This is a genomic window from Pseudomonas entomophila (genome assembly GCF_013523125.1).
In the GTDB taxonomy this organism is placed as follows: Bacteria; Pseudomonadota; Gammaproteobacteria; order Pseudomonadales; family Pseudomonadaceae; genus Aquipseudomonas; species Aquipseudomonas entomophila_B.
On the sequence record NZ_JAAMQJ010000013.1, the window covers coordinates 29,477 to 50,918 of the forward strand.

The following is a 21,442-nucleotide window of genomic DNA, read 5'->3' on the forward strand; positions in this document are numbered from 1 at the left end:
GGTGCCTATGGGATCCCATTGCCTATTCCGAGGCGCTTTTTTGACCCCTGGTCGAGTTTTTGACGCGCCTTCAGGTGAAATCTGCCGCGCTATACCCCTATTCAGCCATAGGGCCATAGATCGCTCGTTGACGTCAGAAATTGCCAGGGGGACTTCACTCAGTAAGGGCGCACCCCGCCCCGCCGGAGGTGTCGAACAAACCGCCTGGCCTGACCTCGGCAGCACTCGAGGAATGGAACAGGAGTTGTCATGGAAAACATCGTCGTCGCCGATAAAGCCACATCACAGATCAGCAACCTGCAAGGCAATTCCTTCCAACTCAGCGGGCCCGGCGTGGTGCAGATGCCCGTCTCACCCTCTCAGGTCGCGTCGGTCAGTCGCAGTGGCCAAGACCTCACGATCAACCTGAGGTCGGGCGAGCGCATCCACATCGGCAACTTCTTCACGCCCGACGCCGACGGCAACCAGAGCGACATCGTGTTCACCGGCGACGACGGTGTCATGTGGCAGGCCCAGTACAGCACCGAACCCTTCGACGGGTTCACCTTCAACGAAGTCGAGTCGCTGGACGAGCTGTTGGCGAGCAACGAGGTGATCTCCGCCAACCAGACCTTCGCCTTCGCCGGTCTTGGCCTGTTGGGCGCAGGGGGCGCCGCCGCAGCGGCGGGGGGTGGAGGTGGTGGCGGTGGCGGTACGCCGACTCCCGTCACCCCAACGGCACCGGCCAACCTGGCGTTGTCCGCCGACGGCTTGTCGCTGACCGGGACCGGCATCCCGGGCGCTACGGTGAACGTGCGCGGCCCGGACGGTACCTTGCTGGGCAGCACGGTGGTCGGTGCCGATGGCAACTTCACCGTGCCGCTCGACACACCGCAGAACAATGGCCAGACCGTGGTCGTCGACCAGACCGACCCCACGGGCGCCACTTCCGACCCCGTCGTCATCACCGCGCCCGACACCCAGGCCCCCGCCGCGCCAGCCAACCTGCAGCTGAGCACCGACGGCCTGACCCTGACCGGCACCGGCGAGCCAGGGGCCACCGTCACCGTGCGCGATGCCAATGGTGCGGTCCTGGGCACCGCCGTGGTCGCTGCCGACGGGACGTTCAGCATCGGCCTGAGCGCGCCGCAGCTCGACGGCCAGACTCTGACGGTCGATCAGGCCGACGCCGCCGGCAATACCTCCGCCGACGCGTCGCTGACCGTGGCCGACGTGACCGCACCTGCAGCGCCGGCCAATCTGGCCGTGAGCGCCGACGGCCTGTCGCTCAGCGGCACCGGCGAGCCCGGTGCCACGGTCACCGTGCGTGGTGCCAATGGCGCCGTGCTCGGGACGGCCGTGGTGGGCACCGATGGTACGTTCAACGTGCCGTTGGGCACCGCACAGACCGACGGCCAGACCTTGAACGTCGAGCAGACCGATGCCGCCGGCAACGTGTCTCCGACTGCCTCGGCAGTGGCACCGATCGGTGCGGATGCACCGCCGGCGCCTACGGCGCTGGCCCTGAGCGCCGATGGCCTGACCTTGACCGGCCGCGGCGAGCCTGGCGACACCGTCACCGTCCGAGGTGCCAACGGTGCCGTCCTGGGCACCGCCGTGGTCGCCGCCGATGGCACCTTCAGCGTGTCGCTGGGCAGTGCACAGCTCAACGGCGAAACCCTGAGCGTGGTCCAGGCCAACCCCGAGGGCCTCGTCTCGCCGACAGCCACCTTCGTCGCGGCCGACGTCACGGCCCCGGGTGCCCCCACTGGTCTGCAGGTCGGCGACGATGGGCTGACCCTGACCGGTACCGGCGAGCCCGGCGCTACGGTTACCGTACGCGGCCCTGACGGTGCGGTGCTGGGGACGGCCATCGTCGCGGCCAATGGCAGCTTCACGGTCACCCTGGGCAGTGCCCAGCTCGAGGGTCAAACCTTGACCGCCACCCAGACCGATGCGGCCGGCAATACATCGCCAGCGGCGGTAGCGACCGCACCGACCGGCACGGAGGCACCGCCTGCGCCTGCCGATCTGGCCTTGAGCGCCGATGGCCTGACCCTGACCGGGACCGGCCAGCCCGGCAACACGGTCACGGTCCGCGCCGCCGACGGCAGCGTGCTCGGGACGGCCGTGGTCGGTGCCGATGGCACCTTCACGCTCACCCTGGCGACCGCTCAGCTCGACGGCGAGACCCTTTCCGCCGTGCAGACCAACGCTGCAGGTCTCACCTCCAGCGTCACCACCTACACCGCCGCCGACGTCACCGCGCCGCCGGCCCCGACCGACGTACAAGTGGCCAACGACGGCCTGAGCCTGAGCGGCCGCGGTGAACCGGGTGCCATTGTGACCGTGCGCGATGCCAACGGCGCCGTCCCGGGCACCGCCGTGGTCGCAGCGGACGGTACCTTCACCGTGGACCTGGACACCGCCCAACTCGACGGCCAGCAGCTGAGCGTCGAGCAGGCCGATGCGGCCGGCAATGCGTCGCCCGTGGTCTCGGCCTTCGCGCCCAACGGTCCCGACGCGCCTGACGCGCCCACCGACCTGACCCTCAGCGCCGACGGCCTGACCCTGAGTGGCGTAGGGGAACCAGGCAACATCGTCACGGTACGTGGCGCCAACGGCACGGTGCTCGGTACCGCGGTGGTAGCGGCCGACGGTACTTTCGCCGTCACGCTGGCCACGGCGCAGCTCAATGGCGAGGCCCTTTCGGCCGTGCAGACCAACGCTGCCGGTGCGACCTCGCCCTCTGCAGCCTATACCGCTGCCGACGTCACCGCGCCCGATGCACTCGACGACCTGCAGCTGGCCGCCGACGGTGTAACCCTCACCGGCACCGGCGAGCCCGGCGCCACCGTCGCCGTACGCGACGCCTCGGGCACCGTGCTCGGCAGCGCCATCGTGGCCGCTGACGGCACGTTCAGCGTGACGCTGAGCAGCGCGCAACTGAACGGTCAGACCTTGTCGGTCGAGCAGACCGACCGCGCCGGCAATACGTCGGTCGCGAGCGAAGTAATAGCAACCGATGTGACCCCACCCGTGGCCCCGACCAACGTGTCGGTCGCCAACGACGGCTTGAGCCTGAGCGGTGTCGGCGAGCCAGGCGCCACCGTCACTGTCCGCGATGCCGATGGTGTCGTGCTGGGGACAGCGGTCGTCGCAGCCGACGGCACCTTCATCGTCGAGCTGGGCACCGCGCAACTCGAAGGCCAGGCGCTGACGGTCGAGCAGACCGATGCGGCCGGCAACGTGTCGCCGACCACCAATGCCTCCGCACCCATCGGGGCCGATGCCCCCGACGCACCGACGAACCTCGCCCTGAGCGCCGACGGCCTGACGCTGTCCGGCATCGGTCAGCCCGGCGCCACGGTCACCATCCGCGGTGCCGACGGCAGTGTGCTGGGCACCGCCGTGGTCGCAGCCGATGGCACCTTCGCCGTCACGTTGGCTACCGCCCAACTCAATGGCGAAACCCTGACGGCGGTCCAGGCCGACGCCGACGGCGCCACCTCGCCTTCGGCGTCCTACACCGCCGCCGACGTCACCGCACCACAAGCGCCAGGCGCCCTGCAACTGGCCGCCGATGGCGTGACCCTCACCGGCACCGGCGAACCCGGCGCCACCGTCAACGTCCGTGATGCCTCGGGCACCTTGCTCGGCAGCGCCATCGTGGCCGCTGACGGCACGTTCAGCGTGACGCTGAGCAGTGCGCAACTGAACGGCCAGACCCTGTCCGTGACGCAGAACGACGGTGCCGGCAATGCGTCTGCCGCCGTCGAGGTGCAAGCCACGGACGTGACCGCACCGCAAGCGCCAACCACCGTCGCCGTGTCCAACGATGGGCTGAGCCTGAGCGGGGTGGGCGAACCCGGCGCTACCGTGACCGTTCGTGACGCCACTGGCGCCGTCCTCGGTACCGCCGTGGTGGCCGCCGACGGCACCTTCACCGTGGCCCTGGGTACCGCCCAGCTCGACGGCCAGACATTGAGCGTCGAGCAGGCCGACGCCGCCGGTAACGTCTCCCCTGCCACATCCGCCTCCGCCCCCATAGGCGCCGACGCCCCCGACGCTCCAGCGAACCTGGCACTCAGCGCCGACGGCCTGACCTTGTCGGGTGTCGGCCAACCCGGCGCCACGGTCACCGTGCGCGGCGCCGACGGCTCCGTGTTGGGCACCGCCGTGGTCGCAGCCGATGGCACCTTCGCCGTCACGTTGGCTACCGCTCAACTCAACGGCGAAACCCTGACCGCCGTGCAAGCCAACCCCGCCGGCGCGACCTCGCCGTCGGCGTCCTACACCGCTGCCGATGTCACAGCACCGCAGGCGCCGTCCGACCTGGCCCTGAGTGGCGATGGCCTGACCGTGACCGGCACCGGCGAACCCGGTGCCAGCGTCACCGTCCGTAGTGCCAATGGCAACGTCCTGGGCACCGCGACGGTCGCCGCCGATGGCACCTTCAGTGTCATCCTGGGCAGCGCCCAGGTGGACGCGACCACTCTGACAGTCACCCAGGCCGATGCCGCAGGCAATGCCTCCCCTGCCAGCGAACTGGTCGTGGTCGACGTCACCGCACCCGCCGCGCCGACCGCGCTGCAGGTGACCACCGATGGTCTGAGCCTGCGCGGCCTCGGCGAGCCTGGGGCGACCGTCACCGTGCGCGATGCCTCGGGCGCGACCCTGGGCACGGCCGTGGTGGCGACCGATGGCACCTTCACCGTCTCCCTGGACACCGCTCAGCTCGACGGCCAGCAGCTGGTCGTCGACCAGACCGATGCCGCCGGCAACGTCTCGCCCACGGCCTCGGCCTTTGCGCCGGTAGGCGCCGATGCGCCCGAGGCACCGACGGGTCTGGCGCTCAGCGTCGATGGCCTGACCCTTTCCGGCACCGGTGAGCCGGGCGACACCATCACCGTCCGCAGTGCCGATGACCAGGTCCTGGGCCGCGCCGTGGTCGGTGCCGACGGCCGCTTCAGCGTGACCCTGGGCAGCGCCCAGCTCAACGGCGAGACGTTGAGCGTGGTGCAGACCAACCCCGCCGGCGCCAGCTCGCCGTCCACTGCCCTGGTCGCCGCCGACGTCACCGCGCCGCAAGCCGTGACCGGCCTGCAACTGGCCGATGACGGTCGAACCCTCAGTGGCACTGGCGAACCTGGCGCGCGAGTGACCGTCCGGGATGCGGCAGGCACGGTTCTGGGGGTCGCCACGGTCGCTGCCGATGGCACCTTCAGCGTGCCGCTCGGCAGCGCCCAGCAAAATGGTCAGACCCTGTCCGTGGTGCAGGCCGACGCTGCGGGCAACGCCTCGCCGGCCACATCGCTGTCTGCGCCGGACGTCACGACGCCCGCCGCGCCAGGCGCCCTGGAACTGGCAGCCGATGGCGTGACCCTCACCGGCACCGGCGAGCCCGGGGCAACCGTCAGCGTGCGCGACGCCCAAGGCACCGTGCTCGGCACGGGCCTGGTCGGTGCCGACGGTACCTTCAGCCTGACCCTCAACCGTCCGCAACTCGACGGCCAGAACCTGACCGTCCAGCAAACCGACACAGCCGGCAACCTGTCGCCGACCACGCCCCTGACCGTCGCCGACCTGACCGCACCGGCTGTGCCGACCGAACTGAGCGTGGCCGGCGACGGCTTGAGCCTGAGCGGTCGCGGTGAAGCCGGCGCCACGGTGAACGTGCGCGATGCCGACGGCAACCTGCTCGGCAGCGCCACGGTCGCGGCCGATGGCACCTTCACCGTCACCCTCGACACCGCGCAACAGCAAGGCCAGCCGCTGAGCGTCGAGCAGATCGACGCGGCCGGCAACGCCTCGCCCAGCGCGACGGCCTTCGCCCCGCAAGGGGCCGACGCCCCCGATGCGCCGACGGCCCTGGCCCTGAGCAGCAATGGCCTGATCCTGAGCGGTACCGGTGAAGCCGGTGCCACGGTGACCGTGCGCGATGCCAATGGCGTCGTGCTGGGCACGGCGCAGGTCGGCGCCGACGGTACCTTCAGCGTCACCCTGGACACGGCGCAGCTCAACGGCGAAACCCTCGACGTGCGCCAGGCCACGGCCGGTGGCACCTCGCCGTCTGTCGCCCTGGTCGCCGCCGACGTGACCGCACCGGTCGCGCTCGATGACCTGGTGCTCAGCACGGATGGCCGCACGGTCACCGGCACCGGTGAGGCCGGCGCCACGGTCACCGCGCGTGCCGCCGATGGTCGACTGCTCGGCAGCGCCCTGGTCGCTGCCGACGGCACCTTCAGCCTGGTGCTGAGCACGCCGCAGCGCGATGGCCAGGCCCTGTCGCTGAGCCAGACCGATGCGGCCGGCAACGCCTCACCCGACGTGGTGCTCGACGCGCCGGACGTCACCGCCCCAGCCGCACCGGCCGACGCCGTGCTGAACGCCGAGGGCCGTGTGGTCAGTGGGCGTGGCGAGCCTGGCGCCACGGTCACCGTCCGGGCGGCCGACGGCAGCGTCCTGGGCAGCGCCGTGGTCGCCACCAATGGGGTATTCGATGTCACGCTCGACGTGCCGCAACGGGCGGGCCAGCGCCTGACCCTCGAGCAGACCGATGCCGCTGGCAACACCTCGGCGGTCACCAGCCTGACCGCTGCCGACACTACCGCTCCGCTGGCACCGAGCAATCTGCAAGTGGCCGCCGACGGCCTGAGCCTGACCGGTACCGGCGAGCCCGGTGCGCGCATCGAGGTGCGCAGCGCCGACGGCAGCCTGCTCGGCAGCGCCGTGGTCGCGGCGGACGGCACCTTCAACGTCAGCCTGGGCGCCGCCCAGTTGGCCGGGCAAGTGCTGAGCGTCTCGCAGACCGACACGGCGGGCAACCTCTCCCCGACCGTCTCGGCCACCGCCCCGACGGGGGCCGATGCCCCGGCAGCGCCTGGCGGCCTGCAACTGAGCGCTGACGGCCTGACCCTGACCGGTACCGGCGAGGCCGGTGCCACGGTCACGGTCCGGGATGCCAATGGCGCCGTGCTGGGCACGGCCGTGGTCGGCACCGATGGCGCCTTCAGCCTGACGCTGGGCACCGCGCAGCTCGACGGCGAAGTGCTGCGCGTCACCCAGACCGCCGACGGTCAGACCTCGGCGTCCATTTCCCTGACCGCGTCGGATGTCACCGCGCCCGCTACACCGACCGGCCTGGCGCTCGGCGCCGATGGCCTGACGCTGACCGGCACCGGCGAACCTGGCGCCACGGTCACCGTGCGCGACGCCGAAGGCCGCTCCCTGGGCAGCGCCCAAGTCGCCGTCGACGGCAGCTTCCGCGTCACCCTGGACAGCCCGCAGCTCAACGGCCAGACCCTCGCGGTCGAGCAGGTCGACCGTGCAGGTAACCTGTCGGCGGCGACGCCACTGACCAGCGCCGACGTCACCGCACCGGTCGCACCGACCGACTTGCAGGTCAGCACCGACGGCCTGACCCTGAACGGCCGCGGCGAAGCCGGTGCCACGATCACCGTGCGCGGGCCTGACGGCGCGGCCCTGGGCACTGCGCAGGTCGCTGCCGATGGCACTTTCAGTGTGGCGTTGAGTGCCCCACAACGGGCCGGCCAGGCGCTGACCGTCGAGCAGGCCGATGGCGCAGGCAACCTGTCGCCTGCCGCAACCGCCTATGCGCCCCAGGCGCCCGTCGATGGCGAGGTGCCACCTGCGCCTGGCAACCTGCAGGTCAGCGCCGACGGCCTGACCCTGCGCGGTACCGGTGAAGCCGGCGCGACCGTGACCGTGCGCGGTGCGAACGGCGACATCCTCGGCACCGCCGTGGTCGCGGCCAATGGCACCTTCAGCGTGCCGTTGGCGACCCTGCAGACAGGTGGCCAGAGCCTGTCGGTGCAGCAAGCCGACGCCGCCGGCAACGTCTCGGCCAGCGTGCAGGCCACGGCGCCGGCTGGTGCCGGTGCACCGCCAGCGCCGACGGGGCTGGAACTGAGCGACAACGGCCTGACCTTGACCGGCACCGGCACGCCCGGCACCTTGGTCACGGTCCGCGGACCGACCGGTGCCACCTTGGGCACGGCAGCCGTAGCGGCCGATGGCTCCTTCGTGGTCAACCTGGGCAGCGCTCAGCTCAATGGCGAGCGCTTGACCGCCGTACTGACCGATGCCGCGGGCAACCGCTCGCCGTCGGCCGACCTCACCGCGCCGGACGTGACCGCACCGGCTGCGCCCACCGACCTGGCCATCGACACCACTGGCCTGGTCCTGACCGGCGCTGGCGAGCCGGGTGCCCAGATCACCGTGCGCGACGCCGACGGCAACCCGCTGGGCACGGCCCTGGTCGATGCCCAAGGGCGCTTCACGGTCGAGCTGAACACACCGCAACTGGCAGGCCAGACGCTATCCGTCGAACAAGCCGACCTGGCCGGCAACCTGTCCGGCACGGGCACGGCGACCGCACCGTCCAGCCCGGATGCCCCCGAAGCGCCGACCGGCCTGTTCCTCGGCACCAATGGCACGACCCTCAACGGCACGGGCCAGGCAGGTGCCACGGTCACCGTGCGCGATGCCGCCGGCAACGCCCTCGGCACTGCCGTGGTGGGCGCCGATGGCAGCTTCACGGTGCCACTGGACCAGGCTCAGCTCGATGGCCAGACCTTGACAGTGGTGCAGGAGGATGGGGCGGGCAATGTCTCGCCGTCCATCACCGTACAAGCCGATGACGTCACCGCACCTGTGGCTGCCACGGGCCTGCAGGTCAGCGCCGACGGCGTCACCCTGTCCGGCACTGGCGAAGCCGGCGCCACCGTGACCGTTCGCGGCCTGGGTGGCGTGTTGCTGGGGACCGCCGTGATCGCCGCCGACGGCACCTTCAATGTGCCGCTGGGCACGCCGCAGACCGATGGCCAGACCCTGTCGGTCATCCTCACCGACAGCGCTGGCAACGTCTCGCCGCGCATCACCGCCCAGGCGCCGGAAGGGGCCCAGGCGCCGGCCGCGCCGGCCGCCTTGCAACTGAGCGAGGACGGGCTGACCCTCAGCGGCACTGGTGCCGCCGGGACCACCGTCAGCGTGCGGGGTACCGACGGGACCTTGCTGGGCAGTGGCACGGTCGGCGCCGATGGGCGCTTCAGCGTCGCGTTGGGCAGCGCCCAGCTCGATGGCGAAACCCTCAACGTGGTCCTGACCGATACCGGTGGCAACGCCTCGCCGTCCGCCGCCGTGGTCGCCGACGACAGCACCGCGCCGACCCTGCCGAGCGACCTGCAAGTGACCAGCGATGGCCTGAGCCTCACCGGCACCGGCGAGGTCGGCGCTACGGTCACGGTACGCGCTGCCGACGGCACCCTGCTCGGCAGTGCCGTGGTCGCCGCCGATGGCACCTTCAACGTGCCGCTGGGCACCGCGCAACTGGATGGACAGACCCTGTCGGTCACGCTGACCGACACGGCGGGCAACGACTCGGTCCCCGGCTCGGCCAGCGCACCGGCCGGCGCCGATGCGCCAGCAGCCCCCGACGCCCTGCAACTGAACCTGGCCGGCACCGCCTTGAGCGGGACCGGTGTCGCCGGCGCCACGGTCACCGTGCGCGCCGCCGACGGCAGCGTGCTGGGCACCGCCACGGTGGCCGCTGATGGCACCTTCAACGTCGACCTGGCCTTGCCCCAGCTCGATGGCGAAGTCCTCAGCGTGACCCAGGCCACGGCAGATGGCACCTCGCCGTCGGTGCCGTTCGCCAGCTCCGACGTGACCCCGCCGGCCGCGCCGACCGACCTGGTCTTCAACGACGCGGGCGACCGCCTTACCGGCGTCGCCGAAGCCGGCGCCACCGTGCAGGTACGCGGGCTGGGCAACAGCGTGTTGGGCACGGCGGTCGCCGCCGCCGATGGCAGCTTCACCCTGGTCCTGTCGCCGGCCCTGAACCCAGGGCAGACCGTCTCGGTGGTCGCCACCGACACGGCGGGCAACGCCTCGACGCCTGCGCCGGTCACCGCCCCTGGCACGCCGACCGACACCGTCGCCCCGGACGCGGCCGCGAACGTGGCGATCAACGCCAGCGGCAACCTGCTCACCGGCAGCGGCGAGGTCGGCACCCTGGTCACCGTCACCAATGGTGCGGGCGTCCTGCTCGGCACCGCCACCGTCGGCAGCGACGGTGCGTTCGCCGTGGTGCTGGCACCGGCCCAGGACATCGGCCAGCCGTTGAGCGTCACCTTGACCGATGCGTCGGGCAACGTCTCGACCGCCACGTCGTTGCTGGCGCCCAACCTGATCCAACCGCAAGCGCCGGCCGACCTGGCGGTTTCCACGGACGGTGCATTCCTCACCGGCCGCGCCACACCCGGCCTGCGCATCTTCGTGCGCAGCTTCGGCGGACGCCTGCTCGGCTCGGCGGTGACCGCCGTGGACGGCGCCTTCGTGGTCAGCCTCTCGCCCGGTCAGACCGATGGCCAGGCCTTCGATGTCACGGCCGTCGATGCACGGGGCAACGTCGCCCCTGCCGAAACCCTCACCGCACCGGACACCACGCCACCGGCGGCGGTCACCGCCCTGGTGGTCAGCCCCGACGGCGCCAGCCTGGCCGGCAAGGGCCAGGCCGGTGCCACGGTGACCGTCCGCGACCCGGCCGGCACTGCCCTGGGTACCGCTACCGTGGACGACACGGGCAGCTTCCTGGTCGACCTGGCGCCGCCACTGGCCGAAGGTCAGGCGGTGACGGTGGTGCAGGTCGATGCCTCGGGCCTGCCGTCCGACGCGGCCCCGGCCGAAGCGCCGAGCGCCGATGCGCCGGCTCCGGCCACGGGCGTGGCCATCGATGCCCAGGGCACGACCGTCACTGGTAATGGTGCCCCCGGCAGCACGGTGGAAGTCCGTGACGCCGACGGCAACGTGATCGGCAGCGCCGTGGTCGACGCCGACGGCACCTTCAGCGTGCCGATCGCCACGCCACAGACCAACGGCCAGGCCCTCGACGTAGTGGTGCTGAACCCCGCCGGCGAGTCGCTGCCGACGGCGATCACCGCCACCGACAGCACGCCACCCGCGCCGGCCGACACCCTCGCGGTCAACCCCAATGGCCTGGTGCTGTCCGGGCAAGGCGAAGCCGGGGCGACGGTCACCGTGCGCAATGCGGCGGGCACCGTCATCGCCACCGGCGACGTGGGGCCGACCGGCAGCTTCTCGATCACCCTGCCCGAGGCGCAGAACCAGGGCGAGCGTCTGGAGGTGACGCTCACCGACGCCAGCGGCAATGCATCGACGCCGGCGGCGGTCGATGCGCCCAATGTGCTCAACCCGCTGCTGCCAGGCGGCGTGACCCTCGACGCTGGCGGCACGCAACTGAGCGGCATCGGCCAGGCCGGCTCGACCATCACCCTGCGCGATGCCGACGGTGCGGTGCTCGGCAGCGCCACGGTCGGTAGCGACGGCGTCTTCACGGTGCCGCTGAACACCGCGCAAACCAATGGCGAATCGTTGTCGGTGATCGGCACCTCGCCGGCCGGCCAGAGCAGCGACCCGGTCAACCTGGTGGCACCGGACACGACGATCCCTGCGCCGGTCACCGACCTCGTCGTCGAGGCCTCCGGCGACCAGCTCGGCGGCACTGGCGAGCCAGGTGCCCAGGTCGTGGTCCGCGATGACAGCGGTGCGGTGATCGGCAGCACCACCGTGGCCGCCGATGGCAGCTTCGTGGTGTCCCTGACTGCGGCACCCGCGGCCGGTCAGCCACTGCAAGTGGTGCAGATCGATCCGGCAGGCAACCGCTCCGAGCCGGTCCTGGCCGTGGCGGCCGACACCACGCCGCCTGCGGCGCTGGTGGACGTCGCCATCTCCGCCGATGGCTCGATCGCCTCGGGCACCGGCGAGGTCGGCGCCCGTGTCGAGGTCTTCGCCGATGGCCAGCGTGTGGGCACCGGCCAGGTGGGCGACAACGGTCGCTTCCAGATCACCCTGACGCCCGTCCAGGCCAATGGCCAGGCCCTGACCCTCACCCAGACCGACGCGGCCGGCAACGTCTCGCCGAACGCCGACGTCACCGCGCCGGACATCCAGGCGCCGGAAGCCGTCACCGACCTGCTGCTGGCCGATGACGGCCTGAACCTGACCGGTGCCGGCGAGCCCGGCGCCACGGTGCAGGTGCGCGACGCCAATGGCGCGATCATCGGCACCGGCACGGTCGAGGCCGACGGGCGCTTCGCGCTGACGCTGGACACCGCCCAGCTCGACGGCCAGGCCCTGAGCGTGGCGCAGGTCGACGCCAGTGACAACGTCTCGCCCAGCGCGCCGTTGCAGGCACGCGACATCACCCCACCGGAGCCGGTGCAGAACCTGGCCGTGTCCAGCAATGGCGCGACCCTGACCGGTACCGGCGAAGTCGGTGCACGGGTCACCGTCACTGACGCCAACGGCGCCGCCCTGGGCAGTGCCACCGTCGCTGCCGATGGCAGCTTCAGCATCGCCCTGAGCACGGCCCAGGTCAGCGGTCAGACCCTGACCGTGGTGCAGACTGACGCCGCCGACAACGTCTCGCCTTCGGCCGAGGTCGATGCACCGGTCGTGCTGCTGGCACAACCGTCGGCCCTGCTCCTCGACGCCACCGGCACCGTGCTCAGCGGCAATGCGGCAGCCGGCGCCACGGTCGAAGTGCGCAGTGCCGATGGCACCCTGCTCGGCCGCGACGTCGTGGCCGCCGATGGCACCTTCGACGTCACCTTGAACGCCGCTCAGCTGAACGGCGAGACCCTGCAGGTCGTGGCCATCGACGGCGGGCGCACCTCCCTGCCCGTGGACCTGGTGGCGGAGGACACCACGCCACCAGCGCCTGTCACGGCCTTGCAAATCAGCGCCGACGGGGCGACGGTGTCTGGCACCGGCGACCCGGGCAGCGAGGTCACCGTCACCCGCGGCGGCGTGACGCTGGGCACCGCCACGGTCGATGACGCGGGCGTGTTCGTGGTCACCCTCGCTCCGCCGGCGGTCACCGGCGATGCCTTGTCGGTGGTCGCCAGCGACGCCGCCGGTAACGACGCGGCGGCCGTCACCCTTGATGGCCCATTGGGCACGGAACTGGCACCACCGACCAACCTGCAGCTGTCCGCCGATGGCGTGACCCTCACCGGCAGCGCGACGGTCGGTGGCACGGTGACCGTTCTCGGACTAGGCGGCGTGATGCTGGGCACCTCGGCGGCGGTCGGTGCCGACGGTACCTTCAGCCTCACCCTGTCGCCTGCGCAGACCAACGGCCAGACCCTCAACGCCAGCGTCACCCTCGGCGACCAGACCTCGGTCTCGACCTCGCTGGTCGCGGCCGACACCACGGCTCCCGAGGCGCCGGTCACCACGACGGTGGCCGCCGATGGCAGCGTGCTCAGCGGGCGTGGCGAAGCCGGTGCCTCGGTGCGCGTCACCGATGCCAACGGTACAGTGCTCGGCACGGCCACGGTCAGCGCGGCAGGTCTGTTCACCGTCACGCTGGCGCCTGCCCAGGCCAATGGCCAGGCCCTGACGCTGACGCAAACCGATGCAGCCGGTAACGTTTCGGCCGAAGCCACATTGACCGCGCCGGACATCCAGCCACCGAGCGCACCGACCGAGGTCGTGCTGAACGCCGCAGGCACCGTGGTCAGTGGCCGTGGCGAGGCCGGCGCAAGTGTCCAGGTGCGCAGCGCCGATGGCACCCTGCTGGCCGACGGCGTGGTCGATGCCAGCGGTGCCTTCCGCGTGACCTTGCCGGCACCGCAGCTGACCGGCGCCGCCCTGCGCGTCGAACTGACCGATGCCGCCGACAACACCTCGGCCGCGACCCCATTGCTCACGCCTGACCGTACGCCGCCAGCGGCGGTCACCGACCTGTCGGTCAGTAGCGATGGCAGCGTGCTGGTCGGGCGTGGCGAAGCTGGAGCCAGGGTCGAGGTGCGCGATGCCAGCGGCACCCTGCTCGGCACCGCCTCCGTCGCGGCCAGCGGCGACTTCTCGGTCCGGCTCGCACCGGCACCGGCCAACGGCCAGACGGTCGAGGTGGTCCAGGTCGATGCGGCGGGCAACGTGTCCGACGACGCTCTGGTCACTGCACCGGACATCAGCGCGCCGGCCATCCTGACCAACGTCGTCATCAACGGTGACGGGCAGATCGTCACCGGCAAGGGCGAACCGGGCGCGACGGTGTTCGTGCGCGGCCTGGACGGCACCGAGCTGGGCTCGGCGCTGGTCAATGCCAATGGCTCGTTCAGCGTCACCTTGAACCCGGCGCAGATCAATGCCGAGCCGTTGACCATCAACCAGGAGGATCCACCCGGCAACGAAGGGCCGGCCATCGACCTGACCGCGCCGGACCTGACCCCACCGGCCGCACCCAGCGAGCTGGCCCTGAGCGTCAACGGCCTGCAGTTCAGCGGCACTGCCGAAGTTGGCAGTACCGTCACCGTCAGCGCGTTCGATGGGCGCGTCCTGGGCCGTACCGTGGTCAACGCCACGGGCCGCTTCCAGCTCACCCTGGAGCAGGCCCAGCTCGATGGTCAGGTGCTGAGCGTCACGGCGCGCGATGCCGCCGGCAACGTCTCGCCCTCGACGCTCCTGACAGCCGTCGACCTCACCCCGCCAGGCATTCCGATGGACCTGTCGGTGTCGGTCGATGGCAGCACCCTCAGCGGTCTGGGTGAGCCCGGTGCGCTGATCATCGTCAGCAGCGCCTCGGGCGTGCCCTCGGGCAGCGCCACCGTCACCGCCAACGGCACCTTCAACATTCCGCTGATACCGCCGGTCCAACCGGGTACGGTCCTCAGCGTGGCGCAGAGCGACGCGGCCGGTAACGTCTCCGGCCCCGTGGTGATCACCGCGCCTGGTGAACTGGCCCCGGACACGCCGAGCGATCTGGCCCTGAGTGCCAATGGCCTGGTGGTGACCGGTACCGGCACGCCGGGGTCGAGCATCGCCGTGCATGCACTCGACGGTCGCTTGCTCGGTGTGGCCCAGGTCAATCCGGATGGCAGCTTCCGGGTGAACCTGACCACTGCCCAGCTCAATGGCGAGGTGCTCACCGTCAACGCCAGCAACGCCGACGGCATCAACTCCGGCCCCAATCAGCTGATCGCCGCCGACCTTACGCCACCGGCCGCCTTGACCGACTATCAACTGTCGATCGACGGCCTGACCGTGACCGGGCGTGGCGAAACCGGTGCCCGCGTCATCGTCAGTGATGCCAACGGCCTGGATCTGGGGACGGCCGTGGTCGGGGCCGACGGGCGCTTCAGCGTCACCCTCGACAGCGCGCAGCTCAACGGGCAGACCCTGAGCCTGACCCAGACCGACGACGCCGGTAACGAATCGGCTGCCGTCAGCCTGCTCGCCGCCGACCGTCAGGCGCCGCTGGCGGCGACCGACGTGGCGATCGACCAGACTGGCACGTTGGTCACCGGCGTCGGCGAAGCCGGCAGCACGGTGACGGTCACCAACGCCGCCGGCCTGGTGCTGGGCACGGGCGTGGTGCGGGTCGACGGCACCTTCGCCGTCGCGCTGACGCCACCGCAGATCAACGGCCAGGCCCTGGACGTGACCCTGACCGATGCCGCCGGCAACGTGTCGCCGATCACCGACGCCACGGCCATCGACACCACCGCGCCCCTGGCGCTGAGCAACCTGGCGTTCAACGCCACCGGTGCCAGCATCACCGGCCGCGGCGAAGCCGGAGCCGTGGTCACGGCACGCAATGCCGCCGGCGACAGCCTGGGCACCGTGGTGGTCGGCGCGACCGGTGCCTTCACCCTGGTGCTCACCCCGGCGCAGGCCAATGGCGAAGCCGTCACCTTGGTGCAGGCCGACGCCAGCGGCAACGTCTCGCCGGCCTCGAACCTGGTGGCGCCGGATATCACCGCACCGCTGGCCCTGCAGAACGTGGCCATCAACGCGGCCGGCAGCGTGGTCACCGGCGCCGGTGAAGTGGGCGCGCAGGTCACCGTGCGCAGCGCGACCGGCACCCTGCTCGGCAGCGGTACCGTGCAGGCCGATGGCAGCTTCGCCATCACCCTGAACACGCCGCAGATCAACCTGCAGGCCCTGAACGTGCAGCAGGCCGACGGCCAGGGCAACCTGAGCCCGATCACCGCGCTCACCGCGCCGGACCTGACGCCGCCAGCCGCTGCCACCAACCTGGTGGTCGCCGGCAACGGCACGGCCCTCACCGGCAGCGCCGAAGCCGGTGCGCAGGTGCGCATCAGCCGGGTCGGTGGCGAAGTCATCGACACGGTGACGGTGGGCGCCAACGGCACCTTCAGCGCTACCCTCACCCCTGCTCTGGTCAACGGCGAAGCGCTGGCGGTGGTGGTCATCGATCCGGCCGGCAACCTGTCGCCGACCAGTACCCTGACGGCGCCCGATATCACGGCACCGAACCCGGTGGCCGACCTGTCGATCAACCCGGCTGGCACCCAACTGGCAGGCACCGGTGAACCCGGCGCCACCGTCAACGTGTTCCTCGGCGCCACACGCCTGGGCACCGCGACGGTCGATGCCAGCGGCAACTTCGTGGTGACCCTCAGCCCGGCGCAGCTCAACGGTCAACTGTTGAGCGTGGTGCAGGCCGATGCCGCAGGCAATGCCGCCACGGCGGTCGAGCTGGCTGCACCGGACACTACACCGCCTGCGGTGCCGACCAACCTCGCCCTGGCCAGCAACGGCCTGGCCGTGACGGGTGTCGGCGAAGCCGGTGCGCGGGTGCAGGTCACGGCGGCCGACCAGACGGTACTGGGCGTCGCCCAGGTCGGCACCGATGGACGCTTCAGCGTCACCTTGTCCAGCGTGCAGGCCAACGGTCAGACCCTGACCGTGCGCCAGGTCGACGCAGCGGGCAACAGCTCGCCGACGGTGGCCTTGCAGGCCCCTGACACCACCGCGCCGGTCGCCGTCGCCGACCTGACGCTGAGCGTCAATGGCCTGGTGCTGTCCGGCACTGGCGAGGCCGGGGCCACGGTCCGCGTGAACGGTACCGGTGGCGTGTTGGGCACGGCCACGGTGGGCGGCGACGGAACCTTCTCGGTCACCCTGGCCAGCCCGCAGCTCAACGGTCAGGCCCTGTCCCTGGTGCAGGTCGACGCCGCAGGCAATGTGTCGCCGTCGGCGGCCTTGACCGCCCGCGACATCACGCCGCCCGGCGTGCCGGTGATCGAAACGAGCGAGGTCGGCTTCCTCATCGGGACGGCCGAGGCCGGTGCCCGCGTCACCGTGACCACGGCCAGTGGTACGCTGGTCGGCACCGCCGTGGTCGAGGCCAACGGCAGCTTCGCGGTGGTCTACACCACGGCGCAGCAAAACGGAGAGCCCCTGACCATCACGGTTCGGGACGCCGCCGACAACGTCTCCACACCGCTGGTGATCACCTCGCCGGACATCACCCCACCGCTGCCGGTGACCGACCTGTCGCTCAACGCCGGCTTCAACCAGCTGTTCGGTCGTGGCGAAGCCGGGGCCACGGTGACGGTGCGCATCGGTAACGGTACGGCGCTTGGCTCTGCCGTGGTCGGTGCCGATGGGCCCTTCGTGGTGACCCTGTCGCCCGCAGCGTCGTTCCTGCAGGTGCTCAACGTGACCCAGGTGGACGCGTCGGACAATCCCTCGTCCGTGGCGACCATCACCGTACCGCTGGTGCTGCCGCCGGAAACGCCGACCAACCTGGTGCTGGATACGGCAGGGACCACGTTGACCGGGCGTGCGACGCCCAACGTGCGCATCGACGTGTTCGGAGCCGACCGCACCACCCTGCTCGGTTCCACCACGGTGGCTGAAAACGGCGCGTTCAGCGTGCAGCTGAGCGCACCGCAGACCAATGGCCAGAGCCTGACGGTGACCGCCAACATCGCGTTGGTCGGGCCTTCCCTGCCCGCCATCGTCATCGCTGCCGACACCACGCCGCCGGTGGCCTTGGCCAACCTCTCGCTCAATGGCAGCGGTACGATCGTCACCGGTACCGGTGAAGCGGGCGCCACGGCGATCATCAGCACGGCCGCTGGCGTGGAGCTGGGCCGCGCGGTCATCGGAGCCAACGGCAGCTTCAGCGTGACCTTGAGCAGTGCCCAGACCAACGGGCAGGTGCTGAACGCCGTGCAGGTCGACGGTGGCGCCAACTTGTCGCCTGCGGTGCAGCTCACCGCCGCCGACACCACTGCGCCTCTGCTGGCCACCAACCTGGCGCTCAACGCGGCTGGCACTCGCCTGACCGGCATCGGCGAGGCCGGGACGGTGGTGCGTGTCACCAGCGGCACCACACTGCTGGGCCTGGGCACGGTCGCCGCCGACGGCACCTTCGCCATTACCCTGACGCCGCCGCAGACCAATGGCCAGTCCCTGGCTGTGACTCTGACCGATGCTGCCGCCAATGTCTCCGACGTGGCGACCCTCGTCGCAGCGGACATCACCGCACCGGTGGCGCCAGGCAACCTGGCGCTGGTCGGCAACGGTCTGCAACTGACCGGCACCGGCGAAGCGGGTGCGATCGTCTCGGTCAGCACGGCGGCCGGTCTGCCGCTGGGCAGTGCCCGGGTCGGTGCCGACGGCAACTTCAGCGTGCTGTTGGCCAGCCCGCAGACCAACGGCCAGGTGCTGACCGTGCGCCAGGCCGATGCGGCCGGCAACCTGTCGCCGACGGTCACGACAACGGCGGGCGACACCACGCCTCCGGCCCTGGCGAGCAACCTGGCCGTCACCGGCAACGGCGCCACCCTGAGCGGGAGCGGCGAGGTCGGTGCGCAGGTGACGGTGACCAATGCCGCCGGGCAGACCCTGGGCACCGCGACGGTCGGTGCGACGGGCCAGTTCAGCGTCACCCTGTCGCCGCCTCAGCTCGACGGGCAACTGCTCAACGTGCGCCTGACCGACGCCGCGCAGAACGTCTCGGCCCCGGCCGTGATCACCGCGCCGGACACCACCCCACCGGTGGCCCCGGCCAGTGCCACGGTCAATGCCTCGGGTACCCTGGTCAGCGGCACCGGCATCGCCGGCGACCGCATCGTGGTCAAGAACGGCGCCGCCGAACTGGGCACGGCCGTGGTGGCTGCCAACGGCAGCTGGTCGCTGGTGCTGAACCCACCGCTGACCAACTTCCAGGCCCTTACGCTGACCCAGCTGGACGCGGCCGGCAACGTCTCGCCAACCCTGGTGGTCAACGCGCCGGACCTGACGCCACCGGTGGCGGCCAGCGGGCTGCAACTGAGCACCGATGGCCTGACCCTCTCAGGCTCCGCCGAAGTCGGTGCCACGGTCAGCGTGCGTGGCCTGGGCGGCACGGTGCTGGGCACGGCGGTGGCGCAGGCCAACGGCAGCTTCAGCGTCGGCTTGCGCACGGCGCAGATCAACGGTGAGACCTTGACCGTGGTGGTCACCGACGGACGCGGCAACGCCTCGCCAGCCGCGACCCTGGTGGCGCCGGACATCGATGCCGACCGTCCGGTGGTGGCCAGCGACAACCTGGCCACGGCCACGGTAACCCTGGCGCCGGTGACCTCGGTGAGCAACCAGAACGAGACCTTCCCCACGTTGATCGGCGTGGGCTTCACCCACACCTTCAACTTCACCGTGGCGGCGGGTACCACCGCCAAGCCGACCCTGACCCTGACCAACGCCGGCGTGCTCGATCTCAGTACCCAGGCGACCTACACCTTGCAGGTCAAGGACGCCAATGGGGTCTGGCAGACCATCGGCGCCACCGGCAGCGGCGGTCTGCTCGACCTGCAACTGCTCAGCGGCACCGGCGTGCGCATCAGTGCCGGCACCCTGCAGGCCGGCGAGTATCGCCTCAACTTCGTCAGCAACAGCGTCAGCGTCATCACCAACATCGACTCGAACCTGCGCCTGGACGTTACCAGCCTGACCCAGTTCCAGGGCACGGCAGGGGCGGCGGTCACCGGCAACGTGATCAACGACCTGGGCACCGACGGCACGGCCGACATCACCGGGCCGGACAACGGCGCGGTGCTGCGCGTGCAGAGCGGCGGGAATTACGTCAACGCCGAGACCGGCACGGTGGTGCAAGGCCTGTACGGCACCCTGACCCTCGATGGCCAGGGCAACTACAGCTACCGCGCCACCGGCACGGCCAGCAGCGTGGGCAAGGTCGATGTGTTCAACTACCAGCTGGTGCACCCGAACGGCTTGTCCGATACCGCCACGCTGTACGTGCGCATCGACAGCCCGCAGGCGGTCGAGGTCTGGAACAACGCCAACCTGGCGGCCCCGGCCGTGGTGGTCGACGCCATCAACGACGTGGCCAGCACCCGCATCAGCCTGGCCAACCTGGAGACCACCACCACCACCAACCTGGGGACGGTCACCTCGATCGCGCTCACCGGCGGTTCGGGGCAGTACGGCTTCACCGTCAGCCCCAACACCGTCAGTGACCTGACCTTGACCTTGACGTCCACCAGCCTGGCGTCGCTGGCCAACTCGGTCAACCTGAGTCTGTCCAAGCTCAACACGGCGACCGGGCAGTACGTGCTGGTCAAGAGCTGGAACGGCGCGGCGCTGGTGACGCTGGGCGGCGGCAGCCGCGGCGTGATCATCGAGGACCAGACCCCGGGTACCTACCGGGTCAACGTCAGCGTCGGCGGCCTGGCGGTGCTGACCAGCCTCAACGTCAGCCTCACCAACGTGGCCACCTACACCAACCAGTTCGTGGTCGGCAGCTACACGCCGGTGACCGGCAACCTGCTCACCGACACCGCCGGTGGCAGCGCCGACGTGCTCGGTTCGGCCTTCACCACGCTGTCGGTGCTGGCGGCGGCCAACACCTACGTGCAGCCGGGCTACAACGGCACCAGCATCGCCGGCACCTACGGCACCCTGCTGGTCAAGGCCGATGGCAGCTATGCCTACACCTTGAACGCCGGGCTCAGCTCGACGGTGATCGGCCAGACGGACACCTTCACCTACCGCTTGACGCACCCCAACGGCACCAGCGACACCGCCACCCTGACGGTCGGGCTGAACCAGGCCGGTGCGGTATCGGCGCGCATGGCCCTGGCCAGCGTCGACAGCGACGACACCGCCCTCCATGCGCTGGCGGCGTCCGACGAGCATGCGCTGCTGGGCACCGACGGCAACGACACGCTCGACGGCAGCCAGGGCGGCGCGGTCACGCTCGGTGGCGGTGCGGGTGACGACACCTTGATCATCAGCGACCTGAACTTCGCTTCGGTCGACGGTGGCACTGGCACCGACACCCTGCTCTGGGCCGGTGGCGATGCGGCGATCGACCTGGGCGAGCTGCAGGACCGCCTCAGTCACATCGAGATGATCGACCTGAACGACACCAGCGCTGTGGACCTCACGGTCAGCCTGGCCGACCTGGTCTCGATCACTGACAGCGACGCCGGCACCCTGCTGATCAAGGGCAACGACCAGGACAGCGTGCACTTGTCTGGCGATTGGAAAGCAGATGGCCTACAGGTTGCTGAAGGTCTGACCTACACTCAATACACGCCACAGGAGGACCCGACTCACCAACTCTGGGTACAGAACGGCATACACGTGGTTTGAC

The 21,442-nt window shown here is 70.9% G+C and carries 1 protein-coding gene; it reads left to right on the forward strand.

What is annotated here, in order from left to right:
- Positions 1 to 249: 249 nt before the first annotated feature.
- Positions 250 to 21,441: a BapA/Bap/LapF family large adhesin gene (locus G7007_RS09450; protein ID WP_181101143.1), complete on the forward strand. Its 21,192-nt coding sequence runs from the start codon at positions 250 to 252 to the stop codon at positions 21,439 to 21,441.
- The last annotated feature ends 1 nt before the right edge of the window (position 21,442 follow it).

Excerpts from the sequence above, each read along its gene's own strand:
- G7007_RS09450 (WP_181101143.1), top strand. The coding sequence starts at position 250 with ATGGAAAACATCGTCGTCGCCGATAAAGCCACATCACAGATCAGCAAC.